This window comes from Streptomyces sp. NPDC054786 (genome assembly GCF_053611685.1).
This window is the reverse complement of record NZ_JBSHAW010000017.1, coordinates 149,389-159,652: the sequence shown is the minus strand read 5'-3', so window position 1 is coordinate 159,652 and position 10,264 is coordinate 149,389. Positions and strand designations below refer to the sequence as shown.

Here is a 10,264-nt window from a genome sequence, read left to right as displayed (position 1 = left end):
ACCCCCGGGGGGGGGGCGGTCGACGGCACCGCCCCGGGGCCCCGGGAGCACGCTCACAGGCTGAGTTCCGGGTGCAGGTCCTTCATCCGTACGACCTGCCGGCTGCGCGCCGCGAGGGCGGTGAGCGCCAGCGCGCCGACGGTGAAGACCACGAGGACCACACAGCCCTGCTGCACGATGGCGAGGTCACCACCGGTGATCAGCCGGCGCAGGCCGTCGACCACGTAACTCATCGGCAGGAACGGGTGGATGGCGGCGAAGAACCCGGGGCTGGTCTGCACCGGGTAGGTGCCGCCCGCCGAGGTCAGCTGGAGCATCAGGACGACCAGGGTCAGCACCCGGCCGGCCGGACCGAAGAACGCGCCCAGCAGCTGGATGATGGCGGTGAAGCAGGCCGTGGCCAGCAGCAGGAAGCCGACGGTGCCGGCCGAGCGGACCATCTCCAGGCCCAGGCCCCAGTGCAGGACGGCCATCAGGGCCAGCACCTGTACGACGCCGACGGCGTAGGCGGGCAGCCAGGAGCCGAGGGTGATCCGCCAGCCCGGGGCGCCCGCGGCCAGGGCCCGCTTGCTCAGTGCCGGGAGCAGCATGAACGCGACCATCGCGCCGACCCAGAGGGAGAGCGGGATGAAGTACGGCGCCAGGCCGGTGCCGTAGTTGGGCGCCTTGTGCATCGACTTGGCGGCCAGCTCGACCGGGTCGGCCATCACCTCGGTGCGGGCGTCACGGTCCTTCTTGTTGTAGTCGGGGATCTTGGCGACGCCGTCGTGCAGACCGTCGGCCAGCTGGTTGGTGCCGTCCTTGAGCTTGAAGAGGCCGCCGGTGAGCTTGACGGCGCCGTCCTTGGCGCTGCCGACGCCGCTGTGGACCTTGCCGGCGCCGTCGGCGACCTTGCCCGCGCCGTCGGCGAGGGTGCCGATGCCGTCGGCGAACAGCCCCGCGCCCTGGGAGACCTTGTGGGCACCGGCGTTGAGCGCGTTGATCTGGCGGATCGCGGTGTCCGCGCGCTGCCCGATGCCAGGTGCCTGCTCGGCGACCATCTCCGCGCCCTGGTGCACCTCGTGCAGCTTGCTGCGGATCGGCCCGAAGTCCGCCCCGGCGACGGAGTCGTTGACCTTCTCCGCCGCGTCGGCGGCCACCTTGGTGCCGTCCGCGAGCGCCTTCAGTTCGGTGCAGTCGGGGTCGGTGTCCAGCAGCCCGCCGCAGCGGTTCCGGTAGATCTCCGCGGCGTTGTCGGCGTTCTTGCGGGCCTGGGTGGCGGCCTTGGCGGAGTCGCCCGGCAGGGTGTCGAGGAGGTCGTCGAGGGTCTCGGTGGCGTGGGCGACGAACTGCGCGCCCGCACCGATCTCCTTGCCGTGTTCGCGGAGGTAGGGCAGGTCCTTCTTGGCCAGGCCGTGGACCTTCTCGGCGAGCTGCTGGGTGCCGTCGGCGACCCGGCCCGCGCCCTGGCTGAGCTCATGGGCCTTGGCGACGGCGGTCGAGGCGCCCTTGCTCAGGTCGCCGGCCCCCTGACTGACCTTGCCGGCGCCGTCGTTGAGCTTGCCGAGGCCGTTCGCGAGGTCGCCGGAACCCTGCTTGGCCGAGCCGACCCCCTTGTCTACCTTCCCGGCCCCGTCCGCCGCCTCTGCGGTCTTGTCGTGCAGATCGGAGAACGAGATGAAGATCTTGTCGAGCATGGCCCGCGCCGAGGTGGCCGAGGTCTTGGCACGGACCTCGGAGAAGACCGTCTTGGAGATCGAGCCGACGACGTAGTTGTTGGCGTCGTTCGTACGGACCTGGAGCGCGCCCGTCTGCGGGGTGTCCCCGGAGCTGGAGGCGATCCGCTTGCTGAAGTCCTTGGGGACGGTCAGCGAGAGGTAGTACGTGCCGTTCTCGACGCCCTTGGCGGCGTCGGCGGAGCTGACGTCCTCCCAGTGGAACTTCTTGCTGTCCTTGAGGTTCTCGGCCAGGTCGTCGCCCGCGGTGATCTTCTTGCCGCCGGTGGTGGCGCCCCGGTCGTCGTTGACGAGGGCCACCGGGATCTTGTCCAGGCGGCTGTAGGGGTCCCAGAAGGAGCACAGGTACAGGGCCCCGTAGAGCAGCGGGATCAGCATCAGGGCAACCAGGCCCAGGCGGGGCAGCTTTCCCCTGCCGAAACGCCTGAGCTCAAGCGCGGCCAGTCTCGGCGAACGCATGCGCTGCCTCCTCCTCGGTGGTGTCGGGCCCGTCCTGGACGGGGGCGGGGGCGGCGGCTTCGGTGTCCGCCCGCGTGGTGCGGACGATCAGCGCGTCCGCGGGTGCGTCGCTGCCGGCCGCCACGACGGTGGTGCCCTCCAGCGCCAGGTCCCGCAACAGCTGCCAGGCCTGGGTGCGTTCGGCCTCGGAGAGCTTGAGGTCCACATCGTCGACGGCCAGCAGCTGCGGGCCGTGCATGACCCCGAGCGCGACGGAGAGCCGGAGCGCCTCGATCCGCTCCAGATCGCGTACCGCCGTCCGCAGCCCCTTGGGCAGGGTGTCGGCGTCGAGCCGGACGGCCGCGAGGGCGGCGTCGATCCGGGCCCGGGTGGCCTCCCTGTGGCGCTTGCCCCAGGGCAGCGAGCCGACCGGGGAGCCCTGGAGACGGTGGCCCAGCAGGGCCTGTTCCTTGAGGTGTTCGCCGACCGTGAGGGCCGGTTCGAGGTCGACGACGCCCGGTACGTGGGCGATGGCGGTACGGCCGCGCACCGTACCCATCCGCTGGGGCAGCGGGAATCCGGCGACCGTCGCCGTGCCCTCGGTGATCCGCATCCGGCCGGTGAGGGCCAGCAGCAGACAGGTGCGGCCGGAGCCGGAGGGCCCCTGGACCGCGATCAGGGTGCCCGGTTCCACGGAGATGTCGACGCCTTGGAAGGCCCACCCCCTCGGGCCCTCCACTCCGATCCCCGTGGCGTTGACCGCCGCCCCCTGGCGGGTGGTGTTCACAAACACCCCTCCCCTTTTGTTCTGACTGGTCAGTCTAAAAGTGTGCCGTATGCGGGGGCCTCTTGACCAATCGGGGTGGTGGAGGAGGGCATGGGGGCAAGTTCGTGCCTGGGAGGCCGTGACCCGAACGGGGGATTCGGCCTAGGGTGCCGTGCAGGCGGGGGCCTGATGATGTTCAAGGTGATGTCCGTGTCGCGGTGGTGCGGCACGGGCCGCGCACAGACGACGGAGAACCATGGAACATTCGGCACAGCACCCCGTGGGCCCGCCCCCGCAGCGACCGGCGGAGCACCCGCCCCCGGCGGCGCAACGGACCGGACCCGTGGCGGGCCGCTCCCGCAAGCTCGTCGCCCCGCTGCTCGCCACGGCCCTGGTCGCGGTCCTCGCGCCCGTTACGGCCTCGGCCTCCGCACCGGCGCCCGCACCGCAGCCGGCCACCGGCGCACAGGGCCCCTGTGTGAAGGGCGACGACGGCGACGGCTGGACCGCCACCGCCACCAAGATCGACCCCAAGGACAGCCACCACGCCTTCGTCGGCAACGGCTACCTCGGACAGCGGGTGCCGCCCAACGGCACCGGCTACGCCGCCCCCGGCGGCGAGACCGGCTGGCCGCTGAAGACGCCCGAATACGACGGCTCCTTCGTCTCCGGCCTCTACGCCAAGGGACCCAAGAGCGTCAAGGGACGGCAGGCCATCGCCGCCATCCCCACCTGGACCACCCTCGATGTCGCCACCGGCGGTGCGCACCCCGACACCTTCTCCTCCGCCACCGCACCCGGCCGGATCTCGCACTACCGCCAGACGCTGTCCCTGCGCTGCGGATTCGTCCGTACGTCACTGACCTGGACGGCCGCCGACGGCCGCGCCACCGACCTGGTCTACGACGTGCTCGCCGACCGCAACGACGCACACACCGGTGCCGTACGCCTGCGGATGACGCCCCACTGGAGCGGCGCCGCCACGGTCACCGACGGCCTCGACGGCCGCGGCGCCCGCCGGATGACGCCGTCCGCGGCCGACTCCGCCACCGGCGGCAAGGACACGGGTGGCAAGGACACGGGCGGCAAGGAATCCAGCGGGAAGGAATCCAGCAGCAAGGAATCCGGCGGCAAGGACACCGGCCGCACCATGGACGTCGGGTTCCGCACGGACGGGACGAAGACCGAGGGCGCGGTCGCCTCGACCCTGCGCACCGGATCCGGGGTGCGCGCGGCCGGTCCCCGGCAGACGCCGCAGGCAGCCGAGCTGAGCAACCGGCAGCGGGTGTCCTTCCCGGTCCGCAGCGGACGCTCGTACGAGCTGACCAAGTACGTCGGCGTGGACACCGCGCTCACCTCCCACTCCCCGCGCGCCGCCGCCGACGCCGCCTCGCGCCGGGCCGCCGACCGCGGCTGGAACGCCCTCTTCGCCCGGCACACCGCCGCCTGGCAGCGGCTGTGGCGCAGCGACATCGAGGTGAAGGGGAAGCGCGCGCTGCAGTCCTGGGTGCGCTCGGCGCAGTACGGACTGCTGTCCTCCACCCGCGCAGGCAGCGCCAACAGCATCGGCCCCACCGGCCTGACCAGCGACAACTACGCCGGTGAGGTCTTCTGGGACGCCGAGACCTGGATGTACCCGGGCCTGCTCGCAAGCCACCCCGAACTCGCCAGGTCGATCGTCGACTACCGCTACAAGACCCGGGCCGGGGCCCGCGCCAACGCCGAGAAGCTGGGCTACAAGGGGCTGTTCTACCCCTGGACCAGCGGCAGCAAGGGCGACCTGTGGAACGAGTGCCACAGCTGGGACCCGCCGCACTGCAAGACCCAGAACCACCTCATGGGCGATATCTCCCTCGCCACCTGGCAGTACTACCTCGCCACCAAGGACACCGCGTGGCTGCGGTCCCGCGGCTGGCCGGTCCTCAAGGGCATCGCCGAATTCTGGGCCTCACGGGCCACCCGTAACGCCGACGGCAGCTACTCCGTCAAGAACGTCGCCGGGCCGGACGAGTACAGCAACGGCGTCAACGACGGGGTGTTCACCAACGCCGGCGCCGCCACCGCACTGCGGCACGCCCTCCGCGTCGCCGCGATCCTCGGCGAAAAGGCACCGGCCTCCTGGAAGACCGTCGCCGACAAGCTGCGGATCCCCTACGACAGCAAGAAGAAGATCTTCGAGCAGTACGCCGGGTACAAGGGCACGACCATCAAGCAGGCCGACACCGTGCTGCTGATGTACCCGCTGGAATGGCCGATGTCGCAGACGCAGGGGGCCCGCACGCTGGACTTCTACGCCGGGCACACCGACCCGGACGGCCCGGCCATGACCGACTCGGTGCACGCCATCGACGCGGCCGGGATCGGTGAGGCCGGCTGCTCGACGTACACCTATCTGATGCGGTCCATCCAGCCGTTCGTCCGCGGGCCGTTCGACCAGTTCTCCGAGGCGCGCGGCGACAAGGCCGGAGCCTCGGACCCGCACGCCGGCAAGCCCGCGCAGGACTTCCTCACCGGCAAGGGCGGCTTCCTGCAGACCTTCACCCAGGGGCTGACGGGGCTGCGGCTGCGGGAGAACGCGGTGCGCCTCGACCCGATGCTGCCGCCGCAGCTGTCCCAGGGCGTCACCCTGCGCGGACTGCACTGGCAGGGCCGGACCTACGATGTCGCGATCGGTGCGCACCAGACCACCGTGCGGCTGACCGCCGGTGCGCCGATGCGGATCGAGTCGCCGGAGGGCGACAAGGTCGTCAGCCGGGGGGTGCCGGCCGTCCTGAAGACCCGCCGCCCGGACCTGGCGGCGACCTCGAACGCGGCCCGCTGCACGTCCGCCAAGGCCACCTCCGAGGAGCCCGGTCTGTACGCGGGCGCCGCGGTGGACGGCAACGGCACCACCGCCTGGGTGCCCAACTCCGCCAACGGCACCCTCACCGTCGACCTCGGCCGGACCACCCGCGTCGGGCAGATCACCCCGCACTGGAACGCGACGCGGCCCAAGTCCTCCAACGTCCAGGTCTCCCGGGACGGAAAGCACTGGTCGGGGACCGGATACGCGGGCCGGACCCCGGCCCGGTACGTACGGGTCGTGGTGCACGGTGACCCGGCCCCGGCGGCCAAGGGCAAGCCGAAGCCGCATCCGGGGATCTCGGAGCTGACGGTGGAGCGGGTGAAGTAGCCCGCCGGCCCCGGCAAAGACGGCCCCGTCCCGGACACCCGGGACGGGGCCGTCTCCCGTGCGGGCACACGGGCCCCGTCCGAATAATTGTTACGGCGGGATGAAATCCGCCCTCCGCGGTGTTGACGCCAGGCGTCAAGTGTCGAGGAGCGGGAGGCACCGGGTGGCGGGGACGGACACGGAACGAGTGGGCTGGGCGCGGCGGCTGGTCCGCGACTGCTGGCAGTACAGAAAAGACGTGCTGCTCGCCCTCGGCTCCTCGCTCGTCGGGATGGCCGTGCTGGCCCTGGTCCCGCTCATACCGAAGCTGATCATCGACGATGTCATCGTCAGGCACGAACGTGCCATCGGCCCCTGGGCCGGTCTGCTGGTCGTCGCCGCGGTCGCGGTCTACGTCCTCACCTATGTCCGCCGCTTCTACGGCGGCCGGCTCGCCCTGGACGCCCAGCACGACCTGCGGACCCGGATGTTCGGCGCGATCTCCCGGCTCGACGGCCGACGGCAGGACGAGCTGAGCACCGGCCAGGTCGTCGGCCGTGCCACCAGCGACCTCCAGCTGATCCAGGGCCTGCTGTTCATGCTCCCGATGATGATCGGGAACGTCCTGCTCTTCGTGATCTCGCTGGTCGTGATGGCGGTGCTCTCGCCGCTGCTCACCGTGGTCGCGCTGGCCGTCGCCCCGGCCCTGTGGTTCATCGCCAAGCGCAGCCGCGCCCGGCTGTTCCCCGCCACCTGGTACGCCCAGGGGCAGGCGGCCGCCGTGGCCGGTGTCGTGGACGGCGCGGTCTCCGGTGTGCGGGTCGTCAAGGGCTTCGGGCAGGAGGACCAGGAGACCGGCAAGCTGCGCGAGGTCAGCCGCCGGCTGTTCGCCGGACGGCTGCGCACGGTCCGGCTCAACGCCCGCTACACCCCCGCACTGCAGGCCGTACCGGCGCTCGGCCAGGTCGCGATGCTGGCCCTCGGCGGCTGGATGGCCGCACAGGGACAGGTCACCCTCGGCACCTTCGTCGCCTTCTCCACCTACCTCGCGCAGCTGGTCGGACCGGTCCGGATGCTGGCGATGATGCTGACCGTCGGCCAGCAGGCGCGGGCCGGTGTGGAGCGGGTCTACGAGCTGATCGACACCGAGCCGTCGATCAAGGAGCGGGCGGATGCGCACGAGCTGCCCGCCGACGCCCCGGCCACGGTCGTCTTCGACCGGGTGACCTTCGGCTACGCGCCGCTGCACGACGGGGACGGCGACGGCGACGGGCCCGCGGAGGACGCCCCCGCCGCGGGCCGCCGCCCCCTCCGCCCCGTTCTCGACGCCTTCTCGCTGCGCATCGAGGCCGGTGAGACGGTCGCCGTGGTCGGCCCGTCCGGCAGCGGCAAATCCACCGTCTCGCTGCTGTTGCCCCGCTTCTACGACGTCTCCGCCGGCCGGGTCCTGGTCGGCGGCCACGATGTGCGCGAACTGACCCTTCCGTCGCTGCGGGCCGCCATCGGCCTGGTTCCCGAGAACAGCTTCCTGTTCTCCGATTCCGTACGCGACAACATCACCTACGGCTCCCCGGACGCCACCGACGAGCAGGTGCGCACCGCGGCCCGCGCCGCCCAGGCCGACGGCTTCATATCCGAGCTGCCCCACGGCTATGACACCAAGGTCGGCGAGCAGGGGCTGACCCTGTCCGGCGGCCAGCGCCAGCGCGTCGCCCTGGCCCGCGCCATCCTCACCGACCCCCGGCTGCTGGTCCTGGACGACGCGACCTCGGCGGTCGACGCCCGGGTCGAGCACGAGATCCATGAGGCGCTGCGCGGCGTCATGGCGGGCCGGACGACCCTGCTCATCGCCCACCGCGCCTCCACCCTGGCGCTCGCCGACCGGGTCGCCGTCCTCGACGGCGGACGCTTGGTCGACATCGGCACCCAGGAGGAACTGGAGGACCGCTGTCCGCTCTACCGCAGGCTGCTGACCGACCCGGAGGAGCTGGGCGGCGTCGAGCGGGACCCGGCGGGCGAGCTGGCCGGGGCCTTCGGCGGTGAGTTCGCCGCCGGCGGCCTGCTGGAACCGGAGCCGGCGGCGGACGCCGCCGAACCCGACGGGGACCGCGCGGCCGGCCGGTCCGGGACGGGCGGCACCATCACCCCCGAGCTGTGGGTCCGCCGTGAGCAGGAGGCCGAGGCGGGCGGCGCCGGGATGGCGGCCCGCGCGGCCGTCGCGGCCGGGCCCGGTATCGGCGCCGCGATGGCCGGGCTGCCCGCGACCCCCGAACTGCTCGCCCAGGTCGCCGCGCTGCCGCCCGCGGCGGACACCCCGGACATCGACGAGGACCAGGCCGTGCGCCCCGAGCGCGCCTACGGCCTGCGCCGGCTGCTGCACGGCTTCGGCGGGCCGCTGGCCTTCGCGCTGGCCCTGGTCGCCGCGGACGCACTGGCCGGGCTGCTGCTGCCGGTGCTGATCCGGCAGGGCATCGACGAGGGCGTCCGTCTCGGTGCGCTGGCCGGTGTCTGGACGGCCGCCGGGCTCGCCCTGATCGTGGTGCTCGCGCAGTGGGCCGCGCAGATCGGCGGCAACCGCATGACCGGACGCATCGGCGAGCGGGTCCTCTACTCGCTCCGCCTCAAGATCTTCGCGCAGCTCCAGCGCCTCGGGCTCGACTACTACGAGCGCGAGCTGACCGGCAAGATCATGACCAGGATGACCACCGACGTGGACGCGCTGTCGACGTTCCTGCAGACCGGCCTGGTCACCGCCCTGGTCTCGATGCTGACCTTCTTCGGCATACTCGTTGCGCTGCTGGCCATCGACATCCAGCTGGCGCTGGTCGTCTTCGCCACCCTCCCGCCGCTGATCATCGGCACGTACTTCTTCCGCAAGCAGAGCGTGAAGGCGTACGAGCTGGCCCGCGAGCGGATCAGCGTCGTCAACGGCGATCTCCAGGAGAGCGTGGCCGGCCTGCGGATCGTCCAGGCGTTCCGGCGCGAGCGGCGGGGCGCGGAGCGGTTCGCCGCCCGTAGCGACGCCTACCGCCAGGCGCGGGTCCGCGGCCAGTTCCTGATATCCCTCTACTTCCCCTTCGTCCAGCTGCTGTCGTCCGTGGCGGCGGCGCTGGTGCTGATCGTCGGCGCCGACCGGGTCGGCTCCCACACCCTCACCGCCGGTGCGCTGGTCGCCTACCTGCTCTACATCGACCTGTTCTTCGCCCCCGTCCAGCAGCTCTCCCAGGTCTTCGACGGCTACCAGCAGGCGTCCGTCTCACTCGGCCGGATCCAGGAGCTGCTGCGCGAGCCGACCACCACCCCGGCCGCCGAGCGGCCCCGCGAGGTGCCCGCGCTGCGGGGCGACATCGCCTTCGACGGGGTGCACTTCCACTACGGCGAGGGCGACGAGCCGGCGCTGGCCGGCGTCGATCTGACCATCCCGGCCGGCCAGACCGTGGCCTTCGTCGGAGAGACCGGCGCCGGCAAGTCCACCCTGGTCAAGCTGGTCGCGCGGTTCTACGACCCGTCCGGGGGCGCGGTCCGCATCGATGGCACCGATCTGCGCGAGCTGGATCTGACCGGCTACCGCCGCCGCCTCGGCGTGGTCCCGCAGGAGTCCTACCTGTTCGCCGGCACGGTCCGTGACGCCATCGCCTACGGTCGCCCGGATGCCACCGATGCCGAGGTGGAGGCCGCCGCGCGGGCCGTCGGCGCCCATGCGATGATCGCGACCCTCGACGGCGGCTACCTCCACGAGGTCGCCGAGCGCGGCCGTAATCTCTCGGCCGGCCAGCGTCAGCTGCTGGCGCTCGCCCGTGCCGAACTCGTCGACCCGGACGTGCTGTTGCTGGACGAGGCCACCGCCTCCCTGGACCTGGCGACCGAAGCGGTCGTCAACCAGGCCACCGACCGCCTCGTCGGACGCCGTACCACCCTCGTCGTCGCCCACCGGCTGACCACCGCGGCCCGCGCCGACCGCGTGGTGCTGCTCGACCGCGGCCGGATCGCCGAGGACGGCAGCCATGCCCAACTGCTGGCCCGTGACGGCCGCTACGCGGAGCTGTGGCGCACCTTCACCGGCGAGGAGGAGGAACTGGCGGCCTGAGGCACGGGGCCCGGCCCTTGAATCCGGGCCCCGGCGCCGCGGCCCGCGGGGCCGTGCCTGAGATGAGGCCTGGGGCCCCGGGCCCCAGGCCGGTGGGGGTGCCGGGC

Annotated in this window: 4 protein-coding genes; 2 read left to right on the top strand and 2 right to left on the bottom strand. The window is 72.3% G+C overall.

The window, feature by feature from the left end:
- Positions 1–53: 53 nt before the first annotated feature.
- Both ACWGI6_RS16670 and ACWGI6_RS16665 read right to left on the bottom strand, forming a co-directional pair.
- Entirely contained in the window at positions 54–2,174 is a 2,121-nt protein-coding gene (locus tag ACWGI6_RS16670; protein WP_453268179.1) for a YhgE/Pip family protein, read from the bottom strand.
- The gene (locus ACWGI6_RS16665; RefSeq protein WP_453268178.1) at positions 2,146–2,940 is read right to left on the bottom strand and encodes an ATP-binding cassette domain-containing protein; all 795 of its coding nucleotides are present in this window, start codon (positions 2,938–2,940) and stop codon (positions 2,146–2,148) included. The genes ACWGI6_RS16670 and ACWGI6_RS16665 overlap by 29 nt, the downstream gene beginning before the upstream one ends.
- 235 nt (positions 2,941–3,175) lie before the next feature.
- On the opposite strand from ACWGI6_RS16665, the gene ACWGI6_RS16660 reads away from it, so the two are divergent.
- Positions 3,176–6,091 (top strand): discoidin domain-containing protein, encoded by a 2,916-nt coding sequence (locus ACWGI6_RS16660; RefSeq protein WP_453268177.1) that lies wholly within the window; start codon positions 3,176–3,178, stop codon positions 6,089–6,091.
- A gap of 163 nt (positions 6,092–6,254) precedes the next feature.
- Entirely contained in the window at positions 6,255–10,157 is a 3,903-nt protein-coding gene (locus ACWGI6_RS16655; protein WP_453268176.1) for an ABC transporter ATP-binding protein, read from the top strand.
- The last annotated feature ends 107 nt before the right edge of the window (positions 10,158–10,264 follow it).